The sequence below is a fragment of the Lysobacter sp. Root76 genome, from assembly GCF_001428685.1.
Taxonomy (GTDB): domain Bacteria; phylum Pseudomonadota; class Gammaproteobacteria; order Xanthomonadales; family Xanthomonadaceae; genus Lysobacter.
In genome coordinates, this window is record NZ_LMIK01000004.1 from 17,559 (window position 1) to 42,725 (window position 25,167).

Below are 25,167 nucleotides of genomic sequence, written 5' to 3' on the forward strand. Positions count from 1 at the left end.
CCCACACCGGAGCACCGCGATGGCCGTACACGAACTGTTTCCCTACCTCTGCGTCGCCGATGCCCAGGCCGCGGTCGAGTTCTACATCCACAGCTTCGAGGCCAGCGAGAAATTCCGCCTGGTCGAACCCTCCGGCCGCATCGGCCATGTCGAGCTCGCCCTGGGCGGCAGCACCCTGATGCTGTGCGAGGAGTTCCCCGAGGTCGACATCCGCCGTCCCGAGCCGGGACGCGGCCACAGCCACACCTTGCACCTGCACGTCGACGACGCCGATGCGACCGTCGCCCGCGCGGTCGCCGCCGGCGCACAGCTGGCGATGGCGCCGCGCGATCATTTCTACGGCGAACGCTCGGGCACGGTGATCGATCCTTTCGGTCACCGCTGGAACATCGGTCACAGCATCGAAGAACTCACGCCACAGGAAATGCAGCAGCGCTACCCCACCGACCCCTGCAATTGAGCGCAAGAAAGGCACGTTCGAACGCAGGAATGCGAACGCGATAGCGGAATTAATGCCGGATGGTCGTTGAATCGACCTGGCTAATCCGGCAATCTGCGGCCGCGGGCGTCGCAGGCCTACGGCAGGGCGCACGGAAGACCGATCACTTCAAGGAACTCCTCATGAAAGCCAAGCCGATCCAGCTGATCCTCCCGCTGCTGCTGTTGCTGCCCTCCCTGCCCGCGCTGGCCGGCCAGTGCGACGACAACTTCAGCAAGAAGGGCAACGCGCTCTCCGGCGCCGAATATTCGACCTCGTACAAGGTCCCGGGCCTGAGCGTGCCCAGCGCGATCGGCCAGATGCGCAACCTCGCCATCGCCGACGGCATGGACGTGCTCGACGAAAGTCCGGAAAGCGGTTCGCTGCTGCTCGAGGAGCCGGCCAACATGGCCCACAAGGGCCTGCAGGTCTACGTCACCGCCAAGCCCGACGGCGCGGTGTCGATGCTGATGAAGACCCGCCGCGGCTCGTTCGGCAACGCCGACGGCATCCGCGACGCGATGTGCAAGATGCTGACCCAGCTCAAGCCGGGCAAGGCGCCGGTCGCGCGCGCCGCGGCCAAGGCGATCGAGATCCAGGCCACCTCGCTGGCCACCGACATCGAGCGCCAGGGCCTGGAGAACGGCGCCGCGATCGACGTGCGCTTCGAAGGCAAGGTTTACAACATCAAGGGCGTCAACAAGGGCGTGGCCGGCAAGAAGGGCGCGTTCGAGCTCTACTTCGACATGAACCCCTCGCTGGTGCCGGGCGTGATCCAGAGCAAGTCGCGCCGGGGCGAGCTGCGCATCGCCTGCCGCATGCAGCCGGACCAGAACGCCTACTCGCTGGCGATGCGCACCGGCGACAAGATGTACCTCAACGCCACCTACGACCATTACGACCAGACCAGTCACTTGGTGTGGCTGACGAACTGCCGCGGTCTGCAGTAAGCGGCCATACGCAGGCCGCGCTTCGGCGCGGCCTGCGCGCTCGCTTTCCCGGCCAGGCCGAGCCGCACCGCTTCGGCGACGAACGCGACCGTTCTGGCGCGCGGCTTGCGAGACGCGCGCGTACTCCATGCCTCGTTTTGGCACTGCCCAGGTAGCGACCCATCCGCTCCCCCGCCGATGCCCAGCCCTTGCGGCTATTGGCTCGGCGCCTCACGCGCATCGGCAATGCCGGCCCGGCTTGCGGTGCCGCCGCCGCGCCGCGATCGATGCGAACCCGGTCCGCGCAGGCGCCTAGGCCCGCGCGCGGCGCTTGCCTGAAATCGGAGCCTTGGCTAATGTGCGGCCACGCTCAGGGGGGGCGTCGCTCATGTTCAAGCTCGCAGCCGCGCTCGCGGCTTTGCTCGTCGTTCCTGTCGCGCAGGCGCAGGATGCCGCCGCCGCACCGCTCCCCACCACGACTCCCGCCCCGACGACGCAGCCCGTCGCTGCGCCGGCCGCCGCCGATGCCAGCCTCGCCGCCACGCCCGCGCCCTGCTGCCGGCTCGCGGCGGGCAGCGTGGTCGAACTGCAGCTCGGCGAAAGCCTGTCCTCCGCGCGCCACAAGCGCGGCGACCGCTTCGCGCTGCGCCTGAGCCAGCCGCTGGCGGTCGAGGGCGCGGACCCGATCCCGGCCGGCACGCCCGCCGTCGGCGAAGTGGTGCACGGCGCGCGTTCGCGCGGCGGCGGTCATCCGGGCGAGCTGCTGATCGCCGGCCGCTATCTGGAATTCAACGGCCGCCAGATCCCCTTGCGCGGCCTGTCGGTGGGGCAAAGCGGACGCGACCAGATCAACGGCGCGATGGGCGCGGCCTTCCTGATCGGCCCGTTCGCGATGTTCGTGCGCGGGCGCGAGATCGAGATCCCGGCCAACACCGCTCTGCACGCCAAGCTCGCCCAGGACCTGGATCTGCCCGTCGCCGGCACGGTCGCCGCGACCGCCGCCCTCCCCGTTTCTCCGTCGTCGGCTGCCACGACCGACGTCGTTCAACCACCCAAGGAGTAGTCCTTAGATGAACCTGAAGTTCCGTGTTTCCGCACTCGCCCTCGGCCTGATGTTTTCCGGCGCCGTGCTGGCCCAGGACGTCGCCCAGCCGGCCGCGACCGCAGCCGCCGCCGAAGCGGCGGAAGACGCCAGCGGCGCGCAGGCCGCCGGCACGATCGGCGTGCCGCCCCAGGGCAAGGGCCAGATCGTGTTCTTCCGTCCGTCCAAGTTCGTGGGCGCCGCGGTCGGCTTCAAGGTGCGCGAGGGCGAGACCGAGCTGGGCAAGCTGCGCAGCGGCAAGTACTTCGTCCACGTGGCCGATCCGGGCACGCACGAGTACCGCGTCCACGGCGAGACCAAGGACGTGCTGACCATGGAAATCGAGGCCGGCGAAACCTACTACGTGCAGGGCACGCTGGGCATGGGCATCGTGGCCGGCCGTCCGAACCTGTCGCCGACCGACGCGGCGGCGTTCAACGCCCTGGCCGACAAGCTCAAGCTCGCCAAGTAAGCCTCACCGATCGCGACGGGCGCCGCAGCGGCGCCCGTCGCGTGATGCGATCGGCGCGCGGCGCGCCTCAACCGCCGCAGGCCTTGCCCTCGACCGACATCGCCGCGGCGAACATCGGGATCGCCGCGAGCTGCCGGGCCGCGGCCTTGGCCTTCTCGTCGCTCAGGTACAGGCGCGCCTGGCCCTGCGCATCGAGCTTGGGCGGCGCCACGTCGGCCGGCTTGCGCCACACCCGCACCACCGCCTGCTGCGACGGGCAGGCCGCGCTGGGGACACGGATCAGATCGTTGAACTTCCAGCCCGCGGCCAGCGAGGGCTGGGCCTTGGCCGCGTCGACGAAACGCGCCCGCGCCTGGCAATTGGGGCTGGTGCGGACCACGGCGAACTTGTACGGCTGCGCGGCCTGGCCGGTGAACTGGCCTTCGATACGCGCACAGGCCTCGGGGATCTGGCGCAGGGTATGGACCGCGCCCACCGCCTGCGGCTGCGCGGCGGGGCGCTGGATTTCCGGCGTCGGATCGGCGGCCAGGGCCGGCAGCGACAGGGCGACGGCGAACAGGGCGACGGCGATGCGCATGAACGGCTCCATCGTTACGTGACTGGGGTCGCAGGCTGGCACGCTCGGGCTGAACCCTGGTTTCACGAGGTTTCACAGGCCCGGAGCCTGTGCGATAGTCCCAGCGTTGCCGCGCCGGAACTCCGGCTCGCGACCTTAAAACTAGGCAATCCCGTTGTTGTCCTGATGTCCACTCTGGGGAGGGGTTCATGCTGGAGCAGTACGGTTTGACCTTGGCGCTGGCTTGCGCCGTCATCGCGATCCTGTACGGGATCATTTCCGCGCGCTGGATCAGCGCGCAACCCGCCGGCAACGAACGCATGCAGGAGATCGCCGGCGCGATCCAGGAAGGCGCCCGCGCCTACCTCAACCGCCAGTACAGCACCATCGGCATCGCCGGCGCGGTGCTGTTCGTGGTCATCGGCATCTTCCTGAACTGGCCTACCGCGATCGGCTTCCTGATCGGCGCGGTGCTGTCCGGCGCGGCCGGCTACATCGGCATGAACGTGTCGGTGCGCGCCAACGTGCGCACCGCCGAAGCCGCGCGCAAAGGCATCGGCCCGGCCATGGACGTCGCCTTCCGCGGCGGCGCGATCACCGGCATGCTGGTGGTCGGCCTGGGCCTGCTCGGCGTGGCCGGCTACTGGCTGGCGCTGGGCAAGATGGGCATCACCGGCGAAGCGGCGCTGCACGCGCTGGTCGGCCTGGCCTTCGGCTCGTCGCTGATCTCGATCTTCGCCCGACTGGGCGGCGGCATCTTCACCAAGGGCGCCGACGTCGGCGCCGACCTGGTGGGCAAGGTCGAAGCCGGCATCCCCGAGGACGACCCGCGCAACCCGGCGGTGATCGCCGACAACGTCGGCGACAACGTCGGCGACTGCGCCGGCATGGCCGCGGACCTGTTCGAAACCTACGCGGTCACGGTGATCGCGACCATGCTGCTGGGCGGGCTGATGATGGCCCAGGCCGGCACCCATGCGGTGCTGTACCCGCTGGTGCTGGGCGGCGTGTCGATCGTCGCCTCGATCATCGGTGCGTTCTTCGTCAAGGTGAAGGCCGGCGGCTCGATCATGGGCGCGCTGTACAAGGGCGTGATCGTGTCGGCGGTGCTGGCGGCGGTCGCGTTCTACCCGATCACCACCCAGCTGATGGCCGACTCGTCCTACGGCGCGATGAACCTGTACTGGTGCGCGCTGATCGGCCTGGTCCTGACCGGCGTGATCGTGTGGATCACCGAGTACTACACCGGCACTCAGTTCAAGCCGGTGCAGCACGTCGCGGCGGCCTCGACCACCGGTCACGGCACCAACATCATCGCCGGCCTGGGCGTGTCGATGAAGTCGACCGCGCTGCCGGTGATCGCGGTGTGCCTGGCGATCTGGGGCGCGCACGCGTTCGCCGGCCTGTACGGCATCGCCATCGCCGCGACTTCGATGCTGTCGATGGCGGGCATGATCGTCGCGCTCGACGCCTACGGCCCGATCACCGACAACGCCGGCGGCATCGCCGAGATGGCCGAACTGCCGCCGGAAGTGCGCGCGGTGACCGATCCGCTCGACGCGGTCGGCAACACCACCAAGGCGGTGACCAAGGGCTATGCGATCGGCTCGGCCGCGCTGGCCGCGCTGGTGCTGTTCGCCGACTACACCCACAACCTGCAGGCCGCGCATCCGGGCACGGTGTTCTCCTTCGACCTGTCCGACCACTACGTGATCATCGGCCTGCTGATCGGCGGCCTGATCCCCTACCTGTTCGGCGCCATGGCGATGGAAGCCGTCGGCCGCGCCGCCGGCGCGGTGGTGGAGGAGGTCCGGCGCCAGTTCCGCGATATCCCCGGGATCATGCAAGGCACCGGCAAGCCGGATTACTCGCGCGCCGTGGACATGCTGACCAAATCGGCGATCAAGGAAATGATCGTGCCCTCGCTGCTGCCGGTCGCGGTGCCGGTGGTGATCGGCCTGCTGCTGGGGCCCAAGGCGCTGGGCGGCCTGCTGATCGGCACCATCGTGACCGGCCTGTTCGTGGCGATCTCGATGACCACCGGCGGCGGCGCCTGGGACAACGCCAAGAAGTACATCGAGGACGGCCACCACGGCGGCAAGGGCTCCGAGGCGCACAAGGCCGCGGTCACCGGCGACACCGTCGGCGATCCGTACAAGGACACCGCCGGCCCGGCGATCAATCCGCTGATCAAGATCATCAACATCGTCGCCCTGCTGCTGGTGCCCTTGCTGCCGGCCGGCAGCGGCGCAGCCGATGCGGTGGCGGCGCACGCGGCGCCGACCGAGATGAGCGCCCCGGCGACGGTCGCGCCGGCCGCCGGTGCCGCCGCCGCGACGCCGGATTCGCGCGCCACGCTGTACTTCGAAAGCAACTCGGCGGCGCTACCGGCCGAGTTCGAAACCGCGCTGTCGAACGTGTATCACCGCCTGCAACGCGATCCGGCGCTGAAGGCGCGCGTGTCCGGCTTCCACGACCGCAGCGGCGACCCCGCGGCCAACGCCGAGCTGGCCAAGCAGCGCGCTTCGGTGGTCAGGGACTGGCTGATCGCGCAGGGCCTGCCGGCCGACCGCGTCAGCATGGACAAGCCGGTCGAGACCACCGGCGACGGCACGTCCAAGGAAGCGCGCCGGGTCGAGGTCGTGGTCGAGTAATCCGGCCGTCCGCTACCGGCGACGAGAACGGCGGCTACGGCCGCCGTTTTCGTTGCCGCGCCGCATCCGTCAGCGTGGCTCGCGCTCGAACCGCCCGAACTGTTGCTCCAGGCGCCATTGCATCCGCGCCTTCTCGCTGCCCTGCAGGTAGCGCTCGCAGGCCAGGTCCGGCGACGACAGCGCGGCGGCGCAGGCCGCGACCCGGGCTCCGCCCACCTTGCCTTGCCACAGGCTGGCGCCGGGCAGGAACGCGTACTCGATACTGTCGCGGGCGATCCGCTTGAGGTCGGCGTAGCGCAGGCCATGCTCCTGCGCCGCGCGCAGGTACTCGTTGCTCATGTCGCTGCGCAGCACGCCCTGGTCGTCGCTCGCCAGCACCACCGGCACGCCCGCCTCGCGATACAGCCGCAGGGGATGATCGGCGCCTTTCACGCCCAGGATGGCGGCATTGCTGCTGAGGTTGATCTCGACCGCGATCCGCTCGCGCGCCATCCGCTGCAGCAAGGCCTGCGCGTCGCTTTCGTAAGCGATATCGACACCGTGGCCGATGCGCTTGGCGCCGGCCACCATCACCGCGTCGCGCACATGGAAACGCAGTTCGCGCGGCGCGACCAGGCCCAGGGTCTGCTCGCCCGCGTGCAGCGACAGCGGCACCGTGGGATGGCGCTGTTTGAGGTAGGCGAACATGCGCATATGCAGCGCATAGTCGCGCTGCGCCAACGGATGGTGCTCGGGACCGACGATGTTGACGCCGACCCAGCGTGGATCGGCCTCGACCAGGGCGAAGCCGAACGCCATCGCGGCGAAGGCCTGCGCCGGCGGGCGATGGCGCGGCACGGGAATCTGATAGCGCACCTCGACCGTGCAGGCCGGTTGCGCGGCGGCGCCCGTGCAGCCCTGCGCCGCAGCGAGAGTCGCTTCGTAGCGGTCCAGCTCCGCGCGCGCTTCGGCGATCGCGGCCGGCAGCAAGGGCGCCAGTACGGCGGCCAAGGCGCCGAAGTCGTTGCCGTCCTGTCCGCTGGCCTTGGCCGCGTCCAGCAGGCCTTGCGCGCTGCGCGGCATCGTCATCAGCTCCAGATAGGAGACGCGGTCGTCGGCCGCCAGCTCGCGTGCGGCCGCCACCAACCGGCTGCCGTCGCCGCTGGACAAGGCGCGGAAGCCGTCGAAGCTGGCGAAGAAGCGCTCGAAATCCGGCAGGCTCGCATTGCGCATCGACAGCGCGTCGATGGCGCGGCTATAGGCGCCGTAGTCCTTGCTCGCCAGATCGCGCGCCGGCACCGACGCGGGCGCTACGCACGGCGGGCGCACGATGCGATGGCTGTCGCTGGCGATGCAATAGTCCTGCTCCGCCGCCCAGCGCAGAAAGTCCTCGGCATAGACCGAACCGCTGGCGTGGTTGTGCAGGTCGGCGCCCTTGGGCATGGCCTGCAGGAATATCCGCAGCTGCGGCGGGCTGGCGGCGATGCGGTCGAAGTACGCGGCGGTGCGCGCTTCGTCGCTGGCGGGCCTGGCCGCGACGGGCATGCAGGCCAACCACAAGACGGCCAGCAATGCGGTTTCTCGACATCCGGTTCGTTCTTTCATTCCCTGCATCGCGGTCGTTTTCCTGAGTGGATTGGACACCGGCGACGCCCCGCGCTCAAGGCGCCCGGCATGCGGCGCACGCGGCGCGGCCGCTCGCCCGGCTTTTCCTCCATCGCCCCTGTCCTGTGGAAAGACGGCCCCGCAGGCCAGCGGACCCCTGTCGCCAGGCGATCCGCGGCCGGGCCTGAGCGTTCGGGCCCGTGCATTCGAACTGCGGCCGCGCCACGCAGGCGTGCGGCCCGCCGATGGCAGCTCTCGGGAGGCCCCGGGCAGCGCGCGCCCCGCCCCATGCTGCATCGCAGCAGCCAGCCGCGTAGAATGCCCGCTCTTTCATCGGCCCGTCCCCCGGCGGGCCACCAGCAGTCGGAGCTACGCATGGGCCTGGACCTCGTCCCCACCGGCAAGAACCCGCCGGATGAGATCAACGTCATCATCGAAATCCCTAAGGACGCCGAGCCGGTCAAGTACGAGGTCGACAAGGCCTCCGGCGCGATCTTCGTCGACCGCATCCTGTCGACGCCGATGCGTTACCCCTGCAACTACGGCTACGTGCCGCACACCCTCTGCGGCGACGGCGACCCGGCCGACGTGCTGGTGGTGCTGCCGCTGCCGCTGATCCCGGGCTCGGTGATCCGTTGCCGTCCGGTCGGTGTGCTGCGCATGACCGACGAGGCCGGCGGCGACGAGAAGCTGCTGGCGGTGCCGATCGACAAGGTCTTCGCCGGCTACAGCCACATCGCCGACATCGGCCAGGTCAGCCAGCATTGGCTGGACCGCATCGGCCACTTCTTCGAGCACTACAAGGATCTCGAGAAGGGCAAGTGGGTCAAGCTGGACGGCTGGGGCAACGCCGCCGAGGCCAAGCAGATCCTGCTCGAAGCGATCGATCGCTACAACGCGACCGAAGAAGGCGACAAGCCCAAGTTCTGAGGCGGGCGCCGTCGGCGCCGCTCGGACACGACGAAGGCCGCCCCAGGGCGGCCTTTGTTTTTTGGATTCGAACTTTTGATCTTCCTTCTGCCAGGGGAGAAGGTGGCGCGTAGCGCCGGATGAGGGTCCGGGTTGCAGTTGCAGTCGCGCACCGGCCCTCACTCCAACCCCTCTCCCGCTCGCGGGAGAGGGGCTAAAGCGCGCGGAGATCTTGTTGTCCCGTCTTCAGTTTGAGGGAGAGGGGCTAAAGCACGCGAGGCTCTTGCCGTCCCTTCTCCCGCTCGCGGGAGAAGGTGCCCGAAGGGCGGATGAGGGCAGCGGCCGAGGTCGCAGCTACGCGCCGCGCTGCCCTCACCCCAACCTCTCCGCTCTCGCGGGAGAGGGGCCAAACAAGCATTCAGGCGTTATCGCCCACCGCCCGCTGCTGTTCCGCATTGCTGCCCGCCGCCGGCGCTTCACCGCCGACCGCGAACTTGGCGACGATGGTCATCATCGCGTTGAACCAGCGCAGTTCGTTGCGCAGGCGGATGCCCTGGCTGGGTCCTTTGACCTCGTCGATGAAGCGCTGCAGGGTCTCGCGGTAGCGCGCGCGGCCTTCCGGGCGCTCGCCGTATTCGAACCACAGGCCCTGCCAGGCGCGGGCGAAGCGCATCGCGCTCTGCCGCACCTGCTGCAGTTGCGGATGCGGCTCGGCGTCGGCGAACAACAGGCCGAAGTGGGCGTTGAGCTCCCAGGGGCTCATCACCACGGGCACGTTGACGGTCTCGCAGGGGAAACGCACGACCTCGTCCGCGCGCGGCGCAACCGCGCGCAGCGGCCAGCCCGCGGGGGCGACGTTGTGCGGACGTCCGCGCCCGACCAGGTCCCAGAACTCGCCGCCACCGACGGTGTCGACGACCAGATGGATGCGCGACTGCACCGCATCGTTGATGACCCGGTGCTGGCGCCAGGTGTCGAAGATCCAGCACTCGCCCGCGGCCATGTTGATCGCGGCGTCGCCGCATTCGAAGCGCACGGTCGGCTGGGTCACGATCGGCACGTGCACGCGCACGCGCTCGGCCCAGTAATAGCCCTGGTCGGCATGGCGGGTGACTTCGGCATGGCCGGACAGGCGCATCAGGCGGCTGCGGCCGGCCGTGGCGCCGAGGCTGGCGAAGACCTGGGTCAGATAGGGGCAGCGCTGCAGTTCCGGGGTCGGGCGCATCTGCCCGGCGAAGGCCTCGTTGCCCGGCTCGCCGTCGACGGCGACCAGCGGCAGCATCGAGTTGCCGGCGAAGCCCTGCGGGTGCGGGCGCCACGGCGCCTCGCCCAGAGCGGCGATCTCCGACGCCAGCCGCGCCGCGTCGAACGACAGCGGCAACTGGATGAACGGCACCTGCAGTTTCATCGTGCGATCCGGACCTGCGACCGCCCTATCGTACACAGGACCGCGAAGCCGTCGCCATGCCCGGGCGCGCATAAAAAAGGAGGCGGGCCGATGGCCCGCCTCCCGGTACTGCATGTTGCCTACTGACTGGACCGTCGATCAGAAGCGCTGACGGTACTGCAGGTAGTAGTAACGGCCCGGCACGTCGTACTGCGGATCGAACATGTTGTACGGCGCGGTCAGCGACTGCGGCGGATCCTTGTCGAACACGTTGTTCGCGCCGACCGAGACGGTGGCGTTCCACGGCGTGTTGTAGCGGAACTGCATGTCGTGATACGTGACCGCACCCAGGTGGTTGCGCGGCGCCGGACCGTCGATGGTCACGCGGTTCGGATCCGAGCAGTAGGCCTGCGCGTCGGCGCCCGTGAACGGGCAATCCTCGTCGATGCCCGACTTGTAGCGCATGCCCCAGGTCGCGCCGAAGTCGCCCTTGGTCCAATCCAGGTACAGATTGGACTTGATCCGCCAGTACGGATCCTGCGGCAGGTACAGGCCCTGACGCTCTTCCGGGGTCGAATCCTTGGTGGCGGTGGCGATCCACTTGGAGGTGTAGCTGGTGTCCCAGGTGATCGAGAACTTGCCGTACGCCGTTTCCGGCAGACGGTAGTTCAGGGTCACGTCGTAACCCTCGACCTCGTACTGAGCGAGGTTGAGCAGCGGCATCTCGAGCTTGTCGATGATGTTCGGGTTGCCGGCCGAGGTGCCGCCGCGCGAGTACAGACCGCAGTACGCAGCCTGCTCGCCCGCGGTACCGGCGTAGCACTTGTCGAGGATGAACTGCGCTTCCGGACGGGTGATCGCGTTCTCGATCTTGACCTTGTACCAGTCGACCGCGATGTCGAAGCCCTGCAGCCAGCTCGGGCTGTAGACGAAGCCCAAAGTCTTGCTGGTCGAGGTTTCCGGGGCCAGCTGGTCGTTCGAGGTCCAGGTGAAGGCTTCGAGCGTCTGACGCGACGCGCCGTTACCCGGCTGGACGAAGTTCGCCGGCACGCCTTCGGCGGCGCAGCGAGCCGCGACCTGGGCGTTGCCGCGCAGCGGGGAGTGGCTGGAGCACGGGTCGATGTAGCTCTCGAACGAGTCGGTGTTGCCGCCGTAGAGGTTGCTGATGCTCGGGGCGCGGAAGCCCTCCGACCAGTTGCCGCGGATCAGCAGGTCGTCGATCGGCTTCCAGCGGAAACCGAACTTGCTGTTCAGCGTGTCGCCGAAGTTGCTGAAGTCCGAGTAACGCGTGGCGACCGAGAAGTCGAGCAGCTTGGCGAACGGCAGGTCGGACAGCACCGGCACGGCGACTTCGAGGTAGAACTCGTCCAGCGAGTACGAACCGGCCGTGGGCGAACGCGCGTTGCCGGTGCTCAGGCCGGCGGCGATGAACGCGTCCGGATCGAACTGGCCGCTCTCGGTGCGGTGCTCATAGCCCGCGGCGAAGCCCAGCGGGCCGGCCGGCAGGTCGATGATGTCGCCGCTGAGGTTCAGCGTGTAGCTCTTGGACTCGACCTTGGCCGAATCGTGCGCGGTGAAGCCGGTGTACGCCAGGCCTTCCGGGGTGATCGAACCCAGGCCGCCGAGCGGATTGATCGGCACGCAGCCGGCGATGATGGCGCCGCCCGGTGCGGACACGCACACGGCCTTGCCGTCGCGCATTTCCGACGGACCGTAGGCGTTGCGCAGCGCGGCCAGGTTGAACAGACCGTAGGTCAGGGTGTTCTCGTCGGACTTGTCGTAGCGGTAGCCAGCGTCCCAATCGAACTGACGCTCGCCGACGCTGAAGAAGCCTTCCAGACCGCCGTAGAAGTGGAAGTTCTTGACGTCCTGGTTGAACGAACGGCCACCGGTTTCCTGGAAGCGGCGGTTGACGCCGATCAGGTCGCGCACGCCCTTGTACTCGGCCGGCGCGTACAGGCTGTCCTTGCTCAGGGTCTGGCCGGTGACCGGCATGGCCGCGAGCAGCTGCTCGGAGATGCGCTGGTTGTACAGCGTCTCGGTGCGGAAGGTCAGGTTGTCGGTGATGTTGAACGTGCCCTGCGCGAACAGCGAGGTACGCTCCTGCGGGGTCAACAGGTAGTTGTCCGGCGCGGTGTTGTAGCCGTGCACGGCCGAGTTGTAGGGAACCTTGTTGCCCTGCGCGTCGAGGACATAGCGCACGTCGTCGGTGTTGGACGCGGTGCCCTGGTTGTCGACGAACGAGCCCGGGAAGCCGGTGCCGCTCTGGCCGCCGAAGAACGGGGGACCGCCGGACGAGATCTTGCGCGCGCCGGCCATGACGGCCTCTTCCTTCACGTAGGACGCGCCCAGCAGGATCGAGGAACGATCGTTGCTGACGCCCATGGTGAAGTCGTACGCCTGACGGTCGCCGTCCTGCTGGCTGTACTGGCCGAAGTACGCGCCGGCTTCGGCGCCTTCGAAGTTGCGGCGGGTGATGATGTTGACCACGCCGGCGATGGCGTCGGAACCGTAGATGGTCGAGGCGCCGTCCTTCAGCACTTCCACGCGCTCGATGATCGAGGCCGGGATGGTGTTGAGGTCGACCGAACCGTCGAGCTGGGTGGTCCAGCGACGGCCGTTGACCAGGACCAGGGTACGGCTGGAGCCGAGGTTACGCAGGCTGATGCCCGAGGAACCGTCGCCGCCGTTGTTGAAGGTCGAGTTCAGCGCGGCGCCGTTGCTGGAGATGCGCTGCAGCACGTCGGCGACCGAGGTCACGCCCTGCTTGTCGATCTCGGCGCGGGTCAGGGTGAAGATCGGCTGCGAAGTTTCGATGTCGGCGCGCTTGATGCGCGAGCCGGTGACCTCGATGCGATCGAGGGTCGTAGCATCTTGTTGGGCGGGAGCTGCATCGGCTTCCTGGGCGCTGGCGAACGCCGGCACCAGTGCGATCGCGATGCCGGCCGGCAACAAGCCGAGCCGCACCACGGGACGCAAATTGCGATGGTTCATCTATCTCTCTCCAGTAATCGTTATGGGCGTGTTAAAACGCCCAGCAAAATTACGTTCCGATGGCCATCGCTGCTTTGCATGCGAGGCCGAGAGACTTTGCCGAGTCGGTCCGCGAGTTCACGCCCGCATCGTTCGCAACGTCGTTGCGATAGCGCAGCGCGGACACGCGCAAGCGCACGCGAAACCCGCGCGCTGCCGAAGTGCTTATCGAAAAAGTGCGCCGCGACGGATGCAGGGCGTGGTCGCGGCGCGCCGGAAAATCGGCGGCATGCGATCAACGCATGCGCGCCGACGCCGCATCAGATTGCGGTGGCCAGCGCCGCTTTGCGCACACTGCCGCGAGACTTTGCCGAGTCGGCCCGCGAGCTCAAGCCCGCGTTGCTGGCGGCGGCGCTGCGATAGCGCGTGGCGGACACGCCGAAGCGCGCGCGGAACGCACGCGCGAAGCTGCAGCAGTTGTCGAAGCCGCTGGCCGCGGCGACTTCGCCGATCATCATCGTGGTGCTCTTGAGCAAATCCGCCGCATGTTCCAGGCGCATGCGCGCCGATGCGGCCTGCGGGCTCTCTTCGTAAAGACTGTGGAAGGTCTTGGAGAAGTACCAGCTGGAGAAACTGGTGAGCTCGGCGAGTTCGCTGATGCGCACGACGCGATCGCAATTGCCTTCCAGGTACAGGCGCGCGCGCTGCAGGCGGCCGAACACCTGGCGCTTGCGGCTGCGCGAGCGGCCCGGGCAACGCGGGATGCGCGAAGCCAGCTCGCGCTGGATGCCGGCCAGGTGCAGCAGGATCGGACGCAGCGAGGTGGCCTCGGCCGGCGCCTCGGTGTCGGCGGCGCGCACGCTGGCCTGGCGCCACAGGCGCAGGACCACGCGGGCGTCGCGCCGGCTCATGCGGCCGCGACCGGCATAGAGGCCGCAGTCGGCGAAGCGCGCCATCGCCTTGAGCGCGTCGGCGCTCAGGTTCAGGCCCACGCACAAACCGTGGCGGTCGGCCTGCAGCACCGGCTTGGAGTCGCGCTCGAACGCGATCCAGTCGCCGCGCTTGAGCCGGAACTTGCCTTCCTTGGCTTCGACCCAGGAGGCGCCGCGCAGCTGCACCCAGATCGAGAAGTTGGCGCCCGACAGCTGAGCGCTGCCGAGACGGGAGACGCCGACGCAGCTACCCAGCGCTGCGTTGTCCGGGCTGTCGAGCTGCAGCAGCTGCCCGCGGTCCGCCCATTGCGATTGCTCCATTGGTCCACCTCATGTGCCGAGAATGGCCAATGCTTTTGCCGGACACCGAGTCCGGCTTCAGGAAAATTGCCGGAGAGTTATGCGAAATCGCAACGAGGGCAAAACCGAAGAACTTCCGAAAGACTATTTACCTTTTGCATCAATCACTTGAACCAACCCGGCACTTCCGTCTTCGGAGCCTGCAACAGGTCCATGTAACCGATATCAGCCCCGTCCCACTCGACCAGGGCCACATACACGGCGTCGCCGCGCGGGCTGACCGAGAAGCCGTTGACCGCCGCGCGGCGGCTTTGGTCCAGGCATAGGGGCGGCGCCGCCGGTGCGTCTCCAAGATCGATGCGACGCAGGCGGGCGGCGCAGGTTTGCAGTTGCTCCAGGTACCGGACCTGGCCGTCGCCCGCGACCGCCCACAGCCGGTAGCGGTCGGAGATCGGCTCTTCCGCGTTCAGCTCGCGCACGCTGCCCGGCGACAGGGCCAGGTCGGCCTGCCACAGGCCGCTGCGGGTCGGCCGGGTGAACAGCACCCGTTGGCCGGCCGGGTCGAGCTGGACCTGGGACACGTCGTCGATCGTGGCCAGGGGCCGCATCGGGCTCTGGCGGCGGTCGAACAGATGCAGGCGCAGGTGGCCGTCGCCTGCCCCGGCCAGGACCAGGATCCGCGACGGGTCGGGCAGGTACAGGGCCTGGACCGGCTCGCTCAGCGGCAGGTCCAGCTGCGAGACCCGGCCGCTGGACGGCACCACCTCATGCACCACCGGCCGGCCGGCGCGGTCGCGCCCGCTGACCAGCACGCTGCGGGCGTCGGCCGACCAGCTCGATACGTAGCGCGTCGCCGGCTGCACGCCGGCGATCATGCGCAGCGATTCCGGCCGCTGCAGATCGGCCCACCACAGGCCGTTGCTGCCGGAGCGGTCGGACACGAACACCAGCTGGCGCGAATCCGGCGCCACCGACGGCAGCACGTCGCGCGCCGAGGACGCGAACAGCGGCTCGACCACGTGCACCAGGCCGCCGGAATGCTCCGGCACCGCGACCCGGTACAGGCCGAAATAGGGTTTGCGCTGCACGAACACCGCCGCCGGCCGGGTCCGCGCGGCCACCGGATTCTGCGCATCGGCGATGCCGGTGTCGCTGATCCGGCCGCTGTCGAAATCGAGCCGGTACATGCGGATGTCGCCGTCGATGGCGCGGCCGAACAGCAGGCCGCTGCCGTCGGGCAGCCAGTCCCAGCCGCGCACGTCGGCGCGCAGCTCGGTCAGGCGCTCGGCTTCGCCGCCTTCGGCCGGCACCCGCCAGAAGTCGCCCAGCGGGGCGTTGCGCACGAACGCGATCCAGCGCCCGTCCGGCGAATAGCGCGGCGCCGTGTCCAGGTCCGCGCGGCCGCGGCGGTAGTTGAGCGCGGTCCACTCGCCGCTGGCCAGGTCGAGCTGGCGCATGCCGACCACACCCAGGGCGGTCGGCATGCTGCCGAACACCAGGCCGTGGCTGTCCGGGGTCCAGTCGAAGCTGGGCGGACTGCGATGGTCGCAGGTGCCGACTTCGCGCTCGGCGCCGCCGTTGGCCGCGATCACCATGATCCGGCAGGCCGCGCCCGGCTCCACGCGCAGGAACGCGATCGAGCGCCCGTCCGGCGACCAGGCCGGCGCGCTGTCCTCGGCCGCGCCGCTGGGATGGCTGAGCGCGCGCGGCTGGGTCTGGTCGGTGGTCTGGACCATGATCGCGGTGGCGCGCGCGCGTTCGGGGATGGCGACGTAGGCCACCATCGACGCGTCCGGCGACAGGGTCGGCGCCAGCTCGAAGCCGGGCATCGAGGTGATCAGGCGGTACGGGCGCTCGCTCGGCAGCGCCATCGCGCTGTTGGCGCGCGCGTCCTGCGGCGCCGGCGCCGGCGCGCGCAGCATCGACCACAGCACGATCGCGCCGACCAGCACCGCCACGGCGACGATCGCGCCCAGGATCGAGCTCCAGGCGCCGCGCGCGCTGGGCGCGGCCACGAGCGGAATCGCCGCGACCGCGTCTTCGCGTTCGGGGCCCGGAAACGACGGATGCTCGGCGGTGGTACGCGAAGGATCGACCAGCACCGCATCGTGGCGCGCGCGGTCGTTGCGCTCGCTGCGCGCGGTGGCGCCGGCGGACACGACCGCGTCCAGCCAGGTCACCGGCGTCAGCAGGCGATAGCCGTTCTTGGCGATGGTTTCGATGTAGCGCGGATTGCCGCGCTCGTCGTCGAAGGCCTTGCGCAACTGGGTGATGGCCTGGGTGATGACGTCGTTGGTCGGCAGCGTATCCGGCCACACCTCGGCCAGCAGCGCGTCGCGGCTGACCACCCGACCCTGGTGTTCGACCAGGCTCAGCAGCACGCCCATCGCCTTGGGCGTGATCCGGCGCGGCCGGCGCGCGCCCGGCGCCAGGATCTCGCGCAGCGGCACGTCGACCAGGCAATCGCCCACGCGCAGGCGCTCGGACGGCAGCGACGGCGATGGCTCGGGGGGTCGGGACATGAATCCTGCAATGGTCGCGGCGGACCGCATCGGCGTCATGTGCCTGAAGACCTGAACGGTCAACAGCCAGACCCGGCACACAGCGGAGGCGCGAACGGGCTAACGCGCCTGAAGGCACCATTCTAACGTCGCCGGGTACCTCCGCATTCATTGCGGGTGGCACACAGGCCCTCTCTCGCCGACGTCTTACAGAACGTATCGTTCCACTTTCGCGTCGCAGCCTTCACGGGGCTGGGGCGCGATTTTTTTATCCGCGTCCGCCGCCTCCGAGTTTCCTGAAGATCCGTTCAGCGTCGCTCCCGATGCAGGATGGTCAGCCCGATCAGGCGCGACACCACCGCGGCGATGTAGCCCACCCCGGCGAACTGCTCGAGCATCACCAGCACCCGCGCGCCCGAGCCCAGCGGAATCACGTCGCCCAGGCCCACCGCCGACAGATTGGTGAAGCTCAGGAACAGCAATTCGATCCAGGTCCGCGGCTCGCCCGGCCGCTCGGCGCCGACGAAACTGCCCGGATACAGGGCCTGGCAGACCAGGAACGCGTAGGCGAAGCCCCAGGCCAGCAGAGTGAAGGTCGCGCCGGCCGCGAACAGTTCGTCGGCGGTGACCCGGTGGTCGCTCATCATGTAGCCGATCAGGCTGCCGGCCGCATAGAAGTACAGCAGCGCCTCCAGCGCCGACGAGGCCACCAGCAGCGTGTCGCTGGCCAGCACCACCGACAGGATCGACAGCGCGAACGCCGGCGTCGCCAGCAGCCACGCCACCCACATGTTCGCCGGACTGCGGTTCACCACCCACACCGCCAGCGCCAGCACCAGCACACCGAACGCCCCGAACACCACCCGACCGCCGCCGGAGGGCTCGAACAGCGGATAGGCGACCATGCTCAACAACTGCGCCGCCAACAAGAACGCCGACGGATGCCGCCGCGCCAAGGCGCGCCATTTCAGGGAAGCGTAACTGTGGTCGCTCATGCGGCGGAGTGTGCAGGACTTGGCGGACGGCGCCCAGGGGAGGGGTCGGGCTTGGGTTCCTTATATATGGAGCGGGAGCGCCGGGTGGGTCGGCATGTGCATGAGGGTCGGCTTGTGGAGGCGAGTGCGCGAAACGAAAGGCGTTGCGACATTGTCTTTCGATTTGTCGTCGCGGAGCACGAGAGACCAAGAACACGGCGGTCTCGCGCCCCTGCATCCCGCCTGCATTCATCGCATCCGGCGGATACGTAGGGTGCGGTGGCAACCGCACCGTCGTGCACCGCCATGGTCTGGTGACGATGCGGTTCGCCTATGGCTCACCGCATCCTACGGGGCTGAATGAGGTCGCCGTTGCCGTTGCCGTTGCCGTTGCCGTTGCTGTTGCCGTTGCTGTTGCCGTTGCTGTTGCCGTTGCTGTTGCCGTTGCTGTTGCTGTTGCTGTTGCTGTTGCTGTTGCTGTTGCTGCGGCATTGAAATCCATCGAGCCGCACTACGACGAACAACCGTAGACCCGAAGGGCGGCGCGCAGGACGCGCGCCGTTTTTCGAGGAACAGGATGTTCCTTCGAAAAATCCCCGCGCAAGCTCCGAACCCGCACGGGAGGGTTGTCAAGGTAAGCCCTTCTCTTTGGTCACTTTCTCTTGGGCTAGCAAGAGAAAGTGACCCGCACGCGCAGCGGGCGGAAGCCTTTGCTTAAGAACGAAACCAGCAAAGCAGCCGAAATTCGCAATCGCGGCTTACGCCGCTCCCACAGAAAGCAGAAAGCGGAGCCAATCCGAATCGAAGCCCGCGCGGCAGCCGAAGGTCGCGGTCGCGGCTCACGCCGCTCCTACCCCAAGGCGAGTGGCAAGAGAAAGTGACCCGCACGCGCAGCGGGCGGAAGCCTTTGACCTAAAGAACCGAAGCCATCGCAGAACGCCGAAATTCGCAATCGCGGCTCACGCCGCTCCCACAGAAAGCAGAAAGCGAAGCCAATCCGAATCGAAGCCAGCGCGGTAGCCGAAGATCGCGGTCGCGGCTCACGCCGCTCCTACCCCAAAGCAAGAGCGGCGCGAATGCGGCCGAGGCCGCCGACAGGCCGACAGGCCGACAGATCGGCAGATCGGCAGATCGGCAGATCGACGAACCTACGCCCGCCGATAAACCTCCGCCCCCTGCGCCAAAAACTCCGCCGACTTCTCCGCCATCCCCTCGCTCAACGCAGCCGCCTCCTCAACCCCATGCTCCTTGGCGTAGTCGCGCACGTCCTGCGTGATCTTCATCGAGCAAAAATGCGGCCCGCACATCGAGCAGAAATGCGCGACCTTGTGCGCATCCTTGGGCAGCGTCTCGTCGTGGTACTCGCGCGCCCGCTCCGGGTCCAGGCCCAGGTTGAACTGGTCTTCCCAGCGGAACTCGAAGCGCGCCTTGCTCATCGCGTTGTCGCGCGCCTGCGCGCCGGGGTGGCCCTTGGCCAGATCGGCCGCGTGCGCGGCGATCTTGTAGGCCATCAGGCCTTCGCGCACGTCCTGCTTGTTGGGCAAGCCCAAGTGCTCCTTGGGCGTCACGTAGCACAGCATCGCGGTGCCGAACCAACCGATCATCGCCGCGCCTATCGCGGAGGTGATGTGGTCGTAACCCGGCGCGATGTCGGTGGTCAGCGGGCCGAGGGTGTAGAACGGCGCCTCGCCGCACACCTCCAGCTGCTTGTCCATGTTCTCCTTGATCAGCTGCATCGGCACGTGGCCGGGGCCTTCGATCATGGTCTGGACATCGTGCTTCCAGGCGATCTTGGTCAGCTCGCCCAGGGTTTCCAGCTCGCCGAACTGGGCCGCATCGTTGGCGTCGGCGATCGAGCCCGGACGCAGGCCGTCGCCGAGCGAGAAGGCCACGTCGTAGGCCTTCATGATTTCGCAGATGTCCTCGAAGTGCGTGTAGAGGAAATTCTCCTTGTGGTGCGCCAGGCACCACTTGGCCAGGATCGAGCCGCCGCGCGAGACGATGCCGGTCACGCGCTTGGCGGTCAGCGGCACGTAGCGCAGCAGCACGCCGGCGTGGATGGTGAAGTAGTCCACGCCCTGCTCGGCCTGTTCGATCAGGGTGTCGCGGAAGATCTCCCAGGTCAGTTCCTCGGCGCGGCCGTCGACCTTCTCCAGTGCCTGGTAGATCGGCACCGTGCCGATCGGCACCGGCGAATTGCGGATGATCCATTCGCGGGTTTCGTGGATGTGCTTGCCGGTGGACAGGTCCATGACCGTGTCCGCGCCCCAGCGCATCGACCACACCAGTTTCTCCACTTCCTCGGCGATGCCCGAGGACACCGCGGAGTTGCCGATGTTCGCGTTGACCTTGGTCAGGAAGTTGCGGCCGATGATCATCGGCTCGCTTTCCGGGTGATTGATGTTGTTGGGGATGATGGCGCGGCCGCGCGCGACTTCGTCGCGGACGAATTCGGGCGTGATGATCTTCTGGATGTTCGCGCCGAAGCTGTGGCCCGGGTGCTGGTTCAGCAGGTGCGCTTCGCGGATCGACTCCAGGCGCTGGTTCTCGCGGATCGCGATGTATTCCATTTCCGGCGTCACGATGCCGCGGCGCGCGTAGTGCATCTGGGTGACGTTGGCGCCGGCGACGGCGCGGCGCGGCAGCGGCCGGTTGCCGAAGCGCACGTGCGCCAGCTTGGGGTCGTGCTCGCGCTTGCGGCCGAACTCCGACGACAGCCCGCTCAGCACTTCGGTGTCGCCGCGCTCGGCGATCCAGGTCGCGCGCAGCGGCTTCAGGCCGGCGGCGAGATCGATGACCGCCTCATGATCGGTGTAAGGGCCGGAAGTATCGTAGACCGCGAGCGCGGCGTTGTCCTCGCCGCCGAAGATGGTCGGCGTGCGCGCCAGCGCGATCTCGCGCATCGGCACTTGCAGGTCAGGGCGCGACCCTTCGACGTGGATCTTGCGCGAACCGGGGATCGGACGCACGACGTCGGCCGAAAGACGTTCGGCCTGCTGCAGCAGTTCGGAGGGCACCGCATTCATGGGATCGGATCCGCTTTGGGTGAAGACATCCGCACGGGACGTGCGGGCGCATGCGAGTGAACGCACAAAGCGGGCGGCGCGCGGCCGCGAAGCGCGGCCGGCGAAGCTTCCCTACGGCGGTCTCAACCGCATCAGGTTCGAAGGGACTGTCTCAACCGCCGGCCTGGAACCGCCGCGGTACCCCCGCTTCAGTGCGCATTTCACCACGATAGGCGCTGCAGGGCCAGTATCCGCCGGGCGGGCGCGATTCCGCCCGGGCATGCCTCACGGATCTGGCCGAGCGGACCAGGCAGAGCGGACCAGGCCGGCACCTTGCCCACAGCTGCGGCGCAGGCCCGCGGCGAGTCGTATCTCCTCACCTGCGCTAGCCGCCCATCGCCGGAGGTTGCGCGTTGCCGGTGGTTGGAACAGGGCGGGTGGTATCGATGCGCGATGCCTCATCCACGAACCTGCACGCAGCGTCAGGTCGTTGCGGATTGGGCTGAACCTGACCCGTTAGGCGATGCCGCCTCAACCATCCGAGCGCAGCTCGGCGGGATCGGCCGCCTGACCAGCGCGCGCCCACGGCAAGCCACGGAACACACACATTCAGACTGCGTCCGCCACCTTATCGGCGAGCTGAAACCACATTTCCTCCGTCTATCTTTTTCGACACTGGAAACTAGACTCGAGATGCGACCGAAACCATCCGTCGCATGCATGACCATCATCTATGGAAGGACGAAAATGAAGCTCACGAAGAATACGGCGCATAAGAAACTCTTGCTCCTGCTGGCGGCGACGTTCGCCGTCGTCGCTGCGGAATCGGTCATCGTCAACAACGTGCGTTACACGTGTCAGAACGAGTGCGTTGTCCGCACCTACCCTGGCGGAGGAACCTCGGTCACCGACTCCAAGGGCGGCTCGATCAAAACCGAGGACCTGACCGATACGACTCCTCCGGAGTCCTAAGCTCCAGCCGAGCCCCTCCTTGAACGATGCGGTGAAGGGGCTTCGGTGCATGTCTGCCTGCAGGGCTGCAGGCTCGCAGAGGTCCAAGGAGTTCTGGAATGCGAAAGCTAGTCATCGCCGCGATCGCCTTGTCGGCAATTGCGCTATCTGCCTGGCTTCTGAATCGTCGCGCAGCTGAGCGACAGGCCAAACCGCCCGTCGCACTTGAGCAGCCGGAGGCCTCAACTGCCGGGCCAGCCACAGGTCCATCGGTCGACGGCTTCGAGCAAACGGCTACTCGAAGCGCACGCCTCGATCCCGAGACAGGCAACGCTAAGAACCATAGCGCCGACGATACACAAGGCTTATCGCCGGTGGAATCCGCACTGCTGACTCAAGGCATGGTGAACGACCGGGCCAACGACACTTTGGTATCCGAACACTTCGACGACTTCATGGTTTCGCTGCAGGCGGCAAAGGTTTCGGATGCGGGCGAACGAAGCTCGGCTTATCGCATCGAGGTCGAAGAGTCGCTGCAACGCCACCCCGAGCTGGGCACCTTGGATCGCTTCGCCTGTGGCGGAGCGTTCTGCGCGGGCTCGATCAATATCGGCACGAAGCGCAAGGAACTCCAGGCCTGGGCCAATACGCTCCAGGGCCAGGCGACCTTACCCATTCCCGCATTTTCCTATCGCTTGATCGCCTCGCCCGATGGCTCGACCGAAGCGCGGTTCCTCTTCACGACGCGCGGCACAGGCGGATTCATCACTTCCGGCAAGCGGCGATAGGCGGCCAAAAGCGTTGCCCGGCTGGAAACGCCAGCCGGGCAACGCCGTGCGGATCACCGAGCGGGTCGGCGCATCCGCAGCCGCATCACGGGTTGGTGAACCAGCCCGAGCAGTACCGGGTTCCGTTCTTGGTCAGATAGAAGCGGCTGCAGTTGGTGTCGTAGCTGGTGCCGATCGCGGTGATCTGGAAGCCCGACACGTACACGCCGTTGAGGTGATAGAAGCTGCCGTTGGACTTCAGCGACCAGTGCTCGTGCGGGCCGGTGGACGCGCCGCCGTTGCACAGCGCCTGGGCCTGGGTGTTGGCCGGATTGGCGATGCGGGTGTTGGCCGCGATGCTGGCGCCGGTGCCGTACTGGATGTTCATCAGATGGTAGTAGGTCGTCGACCAACCGCCGCTGTGCACCACTTCGGCGAAACACGAGGAATGCCGCTTGAACGAGCCGGCCGCCGACGACGACACCCAGGTACCGCTCTGGTTGCTGCCCCAACCGCCGCCCAGCGACATGTCCAGCGACGACATCGGGTAGTTGCCCGAGCCGGTGTTGGTGTGCGCGCCGCCGACGTGCCAACGCTGCCCGCGCGGATAGGGGAACTGCAGGAAGCCGTTGGCCGGACCGGCGAGGGCGCCGACGTCCGGACCGGCGGCGAATCGCGCCGAGGCCGGTGCGGCCTTGCGGGTTTCGTTGAACAGGCCGGCGTAGACCTGCTGGAACTCGCTGTCGCCGCTGTAGGCCGCGCTGGATTCGCTCGCGCCGGCGCGCGCGAACAAGGATTGAATCGGATTGGCGCGCGCCAGCGGCACCGGGCCCTTCGCGTTCGGCCCGTCCTGCGCATACAAGGCCTCGCGCAGGGCCAGCGCCACCTCGCGGGTTTGCGCGCTGAAATCGCGGCCCTGGGCGAGCTTGCCGTAAGGACGGCTCAGCGCATCGGCGGCGGCGCGCTTGCGCGTGACCACTCCGCTTTGCTGTTCCATCAGCGCGATCAGCACCTTCGGGCTGATGCCGCTGTAGCCGGCCCAGTGCGAGATCGTTTCGCCGTAACGCGACAGATGCGGCGCGCGCCTGGCCAGGTAGGCGTCGATGTCGAAGTCGAACATCTCGTCGTAGCTGTAGACCAGGTCCTGCCCGGACAGCCCGGCGGTCGCCGCGGGTTCCGCCGCGACCGCGTTGCTGCACACCGCAGCGGCGATACAGCACGCCAACAGCGCCATTCTTGCCTGGGAAATCTCCTTCATGGTCTTGCTCCTTGATAGATGAATGGGCGAACTGTCCGCGCCGACCCGAGCCGTCGGGTCCCGCGCCGAGTCGTAACGTCCGGCTAAACGTCTCTCCACTCCGCCCGCATCCGCCGCCCTTGAGGGATGCGCGGCGGAAAAACTTTGGCGCCCGGGCGCGGCGATGTCGCGGGACACAGGTCCGGTCGTTTAGGTCCAAATGAGACAAATCCCGCAGTTCCGTCATTCCAAATCGACATGAGCGCGGCTGCGGCCGGCGCAGGCGCGACAGCAACGCGTGTGCGACGGCGGCGCGACAAGCGCACTTTTCCTATTCACATCAAGTGCCTGCGACGTATCGCAAAACCGCGCACCCTGCACCTATCGGTACCGGCGCCCTGCGTGCCACGATGCCGTCATCGCCACGACGCACGCTCCGGCCGCATGAATCGACCCTCCCCGCGCCTGATCGCCCTGTTCTGCGTCGTACTCGCCACCAGTGCCTGTTCGCTGTGGCCGTTCCGCGGCGAGGAGGCCCCCGCCCCGGTCGCGAACGACGCCAGCGAGCTGTTCCGGCGCCTGTCCGCGCTGTGCGGCAATGCCTACCTGGGCAGGGTGGTCGCCGACATCCCGGAAAACGCCGCCGACCCCTATTCCGGCCGCGCCCTGGTGATGCACGTGCGCGAATGCGGCAAGCGCGAGATCCGCATCCCCTTCCACGTCGGCAGCGACCGCTCGCGCACCTGGGTGCTGAGCCAGCACGGCCACGCGCTGCAGCTCAAACACGACCACCGCCACGCCGACGGCGCCGCCGACCCGCTCTCGGGCTATGGCGGCGACAGCAGCCGCATCGCCATCGACGCCGGCAGCGCCCAGGCCGATTTCCCCGCCGACCCCGATTCGCGCGCCTTGTTCCGGCGCCTGGGCCGGCCGGAATCCGCGCAGAACGTGTGGTCGATCGAACTCGATGACGGCCGCAGCTTCGTCTACAAGCTGGCCCGGCCGGGGCGGCTGTTCCGGGTCGAATTCGACCTGACCCAGCCGCTGGCGATCCCGCCGCCGCCCTGGGGCGCGGCCGAGCCGGCGCCGGCCGCGGCCAAGCCCCAGCGCGCGCCGCGGGCGAAAAAACTGCGCTGAGTCCGCAGCGCGACGGCACCGGCCGGTACCGGCGCCCAGCCGCGCCCATACCCGCACAAGCCTGCCCGCCCGCAAAACGCGACCTGCGTCGGCGCCGCTTGACGCACCGCACAAACCTCGGGTATTGCTGTCGCCCATGCACCCCGCTCTCGCCACCGCCCGCATCGCCGCCCTGCCGCAAGGCCGGGGCCCGGCCACGCGGTCGCTGTCGATTACCACCACCGGTACCACCACTACCCCAGTGGTGCGGACGGGCGTGTCCAACTGATCCAAACACGCCGCTCCGCACCCGATCCGGGTGCGGCCTGCCGGCCTCCCCCGAGTCGCGCCGCGGAGCCCC

Annotated in this window: 19 protein-coding genes, 1 pseudogene and 1 riboswitch; of the genes and pseudogenes, 11 read left to right on the plus strand and 9 right to left on the minus strand. The window is 68.1% G+C overall.

Annotation, left to right across the window (positions count from 1 at the left end; all coding sequences use genetic code 11):
* Positions 1-19 precede the first annotated feature (19 nt).
* The 4 genes from ASE10_RS05160 to ASE10_RS05175 all read left to right on the plus strand — a co-directional run bounded on the left by ASE10_RS05160 (position 20) and on the right by ASE10_RS05175 (position 2,960).
* Positions 20-460: a VOC family protein gene (locus ASE10_RS05160; RefSeq protein WP_056306371.1), complete on the plus strand. Its 441-nt coding sequence runs from the start codon at positions 20-22 to the stop codon at positions 458-460.
* Between the two features lie 161 nt (positions 461-621).
* Positions 622-1,428 carry a hypothetical protein gene (locus ASE10_RS05165; RefSeq protein WP_055902095.1) on the plus strand — a complete coding sequence of 269 codons (807 nt, stop codon included), beginning with the start codon at positions 622-624 and terminating at the stop codon, positions 1,426-1,428.
* Between the two features lie 310 nt (positions 1,429-1,738).
* A complete protein-coding gene (locus ASE10_RS05170; protein WP_157488346.1) occupies positions 1,739-2,470 on the plus strand; it encodes a hypothetical protein in 732 nt (243 codons plus the stop codon).
* A gap of 7 nt (positions 2,471-2,477) precedes the next feature.
* Entirely contained in the window at positions 2,478-2,960 is a 483-nt protein-coding gene (locus ASE10_RS05175; RefSeq protein ID WP_056306375.1) for a DUF2846 domain-containing protein, read from the plus strand.
* Positions 2,961-3,027: 67 nt separating this feature from the next.
* On the opposite strand, the gene ASE10_RS05180 is transcribed toward ASE10_RS05175, so the two are convergent.
* A complete protein-coding gene (locus ASE10_RS05180; RefSeq protein ID WP_157481193.1) occupies positions 3,028-3,537 on the minus strand; it encodes a hypothetical protein in 510 nt (169 codons plus the stop codon).
* Positions 3,538-3,725: 188 nt separating this feature from the next.
* Here ASE10_RS05180 and ASE10_RS05185 point away from each other — a divergent pair.
* Positions 3,726-5,750: pseudogene (locus ASE10_RS05185) on the plus strand (sodium-translocating pyrophosphatase); the annotation flags it as partial.
* Positions 5,751-5,804: 54 nt separating this feature from the next.
* Positions 5,805-6,170 carry an OmpA family protein gene (locus tag ASE10_RS20955; RefSeq protein WP_235565803.1) on the plus strand — a complete coding sequence of 122 codons (366 nt, stop codon included), beginning with the start codon at positions 5,805-5,807 and terminating at the stop codon, positions 6,168-6,170.
* A gap of 69 nt (positions 6,171-6,239) precedes the next feature.
* Here ASE10_RS20955 and ASE10_RS05190 read toward each other — a convergent pair whose 3' ends face one another.
* On the minus strand, positions 6,240-7,754 hold the full coding sequence (locus tag ASE10_RS05190; protein ID WP_056306381.1) for an adenosine deaminase: 1,515 nt from the start codon (positions 7,752-7,754) through the stop codon (positions 6,240-6,242).
* Positions 7,755-8,129: 375 nt separating this feature from the next.
* On the opposite strand from ASE10_RS05190, the gene ppa reads away from it, so the two are divergent.
* The gene (ppa, locus tag ASE10_RS05195) at positions 8,130-8,684 is read left to right on the plus strand and encodes an inorganic diphosphatase (protein WP_055902112.1); all 555 of its coding nucleotides are present in this window, start codon (positions 8,130-8,132) and stop codon (positions 8,682-8,684) included.
* A gap of 397 nt (positions 8,685-9,081) precedes the next feature.
* Here the strand turns inward: ppa and ASE10_RS05200 are convergent, their stop codons facing one another.
* From ASE10_RS05200 to ASE10_RS05220, 5 genes are all read right to left on the minus strand, one after another.
* Entirely contained in the window at positions 9,082-10,071 is a 990-nt protein-coding gene (locus ASE10_RS05200; RefSeq protein WP_056100025.1) for an aspartyl/asparaginyl beta-hydroxylase domain-containing protein, read from the minus strand.
* Positions 10,072-10,209: 138 nt separating this feature from the next.
* Entirely contained in the window at positions 10,210-13,044 is a 2,835-nt protein-coding gene (locus ASE10_RS05205; protein ID WP_082559623.1) for a TonB-dependent receptor, read from the minus strand.
* 299 nt (positions 13,045-13,343) lie between these two features.
* Positions 13,344-14,276, minus strand: a complete 933-nt coding sequence (locus ASE10_RS05210) for a helix-turn-helix domain-containing protein (protein ID WP_055902120.1) — start codon at positions 14,274-14,276, stop codon at positions 13,344-13,346.
* Between the two features lie 143 nt (positions 14,277-14,419).
* A complete protein-coding gene (locus tag ASE10_RS05215; protein WP_162255249.1) occupies positions 14,420-16,777 on the minus strand; it encodes a winged helix-turn-helix domain-containing protein in 2,358 nt (785 codons plus the stop codon).
* A gap of 287 nt (positions 16,778-17,064) precedes the next feature.
* On the minus strand, positions 17,065-17,751 hold the full coding sequence (locus ASE10_RS05220) for an ion channel (protein ID WP_056306383.1): 687 nt from the start codon (positions 17,749-17,751) through the stop codon (positions 17,065-17,067).
* Between the two features lie 339 nt (positions 17,752-18,090).
* On the opposite strand from ASE10_RS05220, the gene ASE10_RS21265 reads away from it, so the two are divergent.
* Positions 18,091-18,225 carry a hypothetical protein gene (locus ASE10_RS21265; protein ID WP_255355466.1) on the plus strand — a complete coding sequence of 45 codons (135 nt, stop codon included), beginning with the start codon at positions 18,091-18,093 and terminating at the stop codon, positions 18,223-18,225.
* Between the two features lie 653 nt (positions 18,226-18,878).
* Here the strand turns inward: ASE10_RS21265 and thiC are convergent.
* A complete protein-coding gene (thiC, locus tag ASE10_RS05230; protein ID WP_055902126.1) occupies positions 18,879-20,756 on the minus strand; it encodes a phosphomethylpyrimidine synthase ThiC in 1,878 nt (625 codons plus the stop codon).
* A 90-nt stretch (positions 20,757-20,846) separates the two neighbouring features.
* Positions 20,847-20,951, minus strand: a riboswitch (TPP riboswitch).
* Positions 20,952-21,455: 504 nt separating this feature from the next.
* Between thiC and ASE10_RS05235 the strand changes: the two genes are divergently transcribed.
* On the plus strand, positions 21,456-21,707 hold the full coding sequence (locus tag ASE10_RS05235; protein ID WP_055902129.1) for a hypothetical protein: 252 nt from the start codon (positions 21,456-21,458) through the stop codon (positions 21,705-21,707).
* 98 nt (positions 21,708-21,805) lie between these two features.
* Positions 21,806-22,474, plus strand: a complete 669-nt coding sequence (locus ASE10_RS20005; RefSeq protein WP_157481195.1) for a hypothetical protein — start codon at positions 21,806-21,808, stop codon at positions 22,472-22,474.
* An 85-nt stretch (positions 22,475-22,559) separates the two neighbouring features.
* On the opposite strand, the gene ASE10_RS05245 is transcribed toward ASE10_RS20005, so the two are convergent.
* On the minus strand, positions 22,560-23,711 hold the full coding sequence (locus ASE10_RS05245; RefSeq protein ID WP_157481197.1) for a M23 family metallopeptidase: 1,152 nt from the start codon (positions 23,709-23,711) through the stop codon (positions 22,560-22,562).
* 423 nt (positions 23,712-24,134) lie between these two features.
* On the opposite strand from ASE10_RS05245, the gene ASE10_RS05250 reads away from it, so the two are divergent.
* Positions 24,135-24,827: a hypothetical protein gene (locus tag ASE10_RS05250; protein ID WP_055902137.1), complete on the plus strand. Its 693-nt coding sequence runs from the start codon at positions 24,135-24,137 to the stop codon at positions 24,825-24,827.
* The last annotated feature ends 340 nt before the right edge of the window (positions 24,828-25,167 follow it).